2 protein-coding genes are annotated in these 2,825 nt (G+C 42.5%); both read left to right on the top strand.

Features of this window, described 5'->3' with window-relative positions; translation table 11 throughout:
• Positions 1–216 precede the first annotated feature (216 nt).
• Positions 217–1,503, top strand: coding sequence for a Glu/Leu/Phe/Val family dehydrogenase (locus tag F6K20_RS32675; protein WP_044493319.1), 1,287 nt, complete (start codon positions 217–219; stop codon positions 1,501–1,503).
• Between the two features lie 686 nt (positions 1,504–2,189).
• On the top strand, positions 2,190–2,735 hold the full coding sequence (locus tag F6K20_RS32670) for an EF-hand domain-containing protein (RefSeq protein ID WP_008184793.1): 546 nt from the start codon (positions 2,190–2,192) through the stop codon (positions 2,733–2,735).
• Positions 2,736–2,825 lie beyond the last annotated feature (90 nt).

Raw genomic sequence — 2,825 nt, 5'->3', positions numbered from 1 at the left:
CTTAGCATAATGTAACAAAATATACAGTTTTTTTGTGATTAAATTAAATATAGGACTTACGAAGTTGAGTTGGTTTTGCCCCCCTAACCCCCCAAAATTGGGGGGGAATGATGTCAAAGTCCCCCAGAATTGGGGGACCAACGGGGGCTTTGCGTAAGTCCTGAAATAACCAGGACTGGGTAAATGGTAAATATTGTTAGCTGGAGAAATAAGGCCATGTCTGAGTCATTATTTGCTGATGCCAGTAAACGATTGCAGAAATCATTGAAATATGTGTCAATTTCCGAGGATGCGATCGCACGCTTAAAATATCCCAAATCTAGTTTGAGCGTTTCTATCCCAGTCCGCATGGATGATGGCTCCTTACAGATGTTTCAGGGCTATCGGGTTCGCTATGACACCACCAGGGGACCAGCAAAAGGGGGAGTGCGCTATCATCCCAATGTTTGTTTAGATGAAGTCCAATCCTTAGCCTTTTGGATGACCTTTAAATGTGCCACCTTAAATTTGCCCTTCGGCGGTGGCAAAGGAGGAATTACTCTAAATCCTAAAGCCTTATCGAAGCTGGAGTTGGAACGGTTAAGTCGTGGTTACATCGATGCGATCGCAGATTTCATTGGGCCTGATATTGATATTCTCGCTCCCGACGTTTACACCAATTCCATGATTATGGGTTGGATGATGGATCAATACAGCGTCATTCGCCGTCAAATCAGTCCAGGGGTCGTCACAGGTAAACCCTTGGCACTGGGAGGAAGTGTTGGTCGCGATACCGCTACCGCTACTGGCGCGTTTTTTGTGATGGAATCGATTTTGCCCAAATTTGACCAGCTGCCTCAAAATACCACCGTAGCCGTGCAAGGATTTGGTAATGCTGGTGCTGTGATAGCGCAACTGTTAGCTAAAGCAGGCTATAAAGTTGTGGCTGTCAGTGATTCTCAAGGGGGTATTTATGCCAAAAAAGGGTTAGATATTCCCAGTATTCGCCAATACAAAACATCCAGTCAAGGCATTAAAGCTGTTTACTGTCGAGGTAGCGTTTGCAATATTGTTGAGCATGAAGTCATTACTAATCAAGACCTTTTAGCCTTAGATGTAGATGTCTTGATTCCCGCTGCCTTGGAAAATCAAATTACCGAAGAAAACGTTGATAATATCAGAGCAAATTATATCTTTGAAGTAGCGAATGGACCAGTAACCTCTACAGCTGACAATCGTTTGGAAGAAAAAGGCATCTATGTTTTTCCTGACATTTTGGTTAATGCTGGAGGTGTCACGGTTAGCTATTTTGAATGGTTACAAAACCGGAGTGGACACTATTGGAAGCTCGATGAAGTCCATCAACGTCTCAAGGAGAAAATGGTGGAAGAAACTGAAACAATTTGGTCACTTTCTCAGGAACTAGCGGTTTCCATGCGCACAGCTGCTTATGTTCATGCTTTGAATCGCCTGGGAGACTCTCTGGATGCTAAAGGAACTAGGGATTATTATTGTAAAACTTGAGATGTAGCAGTTGTTAATTGGGTGAGGTACTTTGTAAGTATTCAGCTATCAGCTTATGCGCTACGCGCACGCTACGCGAACAGCCGTCAGCCTTCAGCCGTACCAGTTTGACCCGGTGGTGCGTTACGGGATGGACTGTATCAACACTGGCTACCAATAAAATTAGGGTGAGCTCATCCCTAACGCACCCTACGCCACTGATTTTTCTAGATTGGTGACAAGTTCATTTTGTCGGTAATTTATCACCAATCTAGTGACAAATCATCAGAAAATCTCTAATGGTTTGCTAATTATAACGTTTGAGAATTTTATGATTTTAGCAACAGCGTTATCTAGTTAGCGATCGCATACAGCGCAGCAGAGCATATCGCCAACTTATACACACAACGATCAAACGTTAATTTTACCTCTGGTATAGAAAGGCAAATTCCCAAATACCAATCACAGCAAGATTTTGGGGCTTTGATTAAAATTTATTAACAAACCCTTGACAAATAGTCTTTTTTATGAATTTATCACCAAGGCTAGATTAGCTGTTTTGTAACCATTCAGCTATCAGCTGACGCTGTTTTTACCCTGACCATCAGCTGTTGCTGTAACCAACGGTGTATTAATTGTGTCCCACTAGTTATCCTACGGTAAACATAGTGTAAACTTGAATTTATTACTCCCTGGAGAAAATAATTATGTTAACTGAATTGCAGAAGCAGAAATTCCCAAGATTGTTTGAAATGTATGACGCCGACAATAACGGTTTCATTGAGCAAGCGGATTTTGAGCGCTTCCTAGAAAGCTACTCTCAGCTTCGCAGCTGGGAGCCAGGCTCACCCAACTACAATTCCTTTCAATCGAAGTTAATGTCTCGTTGGGATAGTATGCAAAAGTTTGCAGACACCAATCGTGACAATAGGATATCTTTAGAGGAATGGTTGGTATATATCGAGAATATCCTTAATGACCAAGACGCTTATGAAGCAGAAATAAAGGGCATCGCCGGTTTCGTCTTTAGCTTATTTGATACTAATGGGGATGAGCAACTGGATTTGGAGGAATACAGACAATGGTATCGAAGCGCCGGACGTGATGAAAATTTGGCTAACGAGGTATTCAAACGGCTTAATTTAAAGGATGATGACTCCATTTCTAAAGAAAAACATATCGAGCTGATCGATGAATTCTTCCGTAGTGAAGATCCCGAAGCACCTGGTAATTTTGTCTTTGGTCAAGGGTAGATAGAACGGTAAGCATATGCGCTACGCGCAGGCTACGCCAACAGCTATCAGCTGTCAGCCGTCAGCAAATCAACGGCAGGTAGTAAACAA

The organism is Moorena sp. SIO2C4 (genome assembly GCF_010672485.1).
Taxonomy (GTDB): domain Bacteria; phylum Cyanobacteriota; class Cyanobacteriia; order Cyanobacteriales; family Coleofasciculaceae; genus Moorena; species Moorena producens.
The sequence above is the reverse complement of the archived record's forward strand: the minus strand, read 5'-3'. Positions and strand labels throughout refer to the sequence as shown.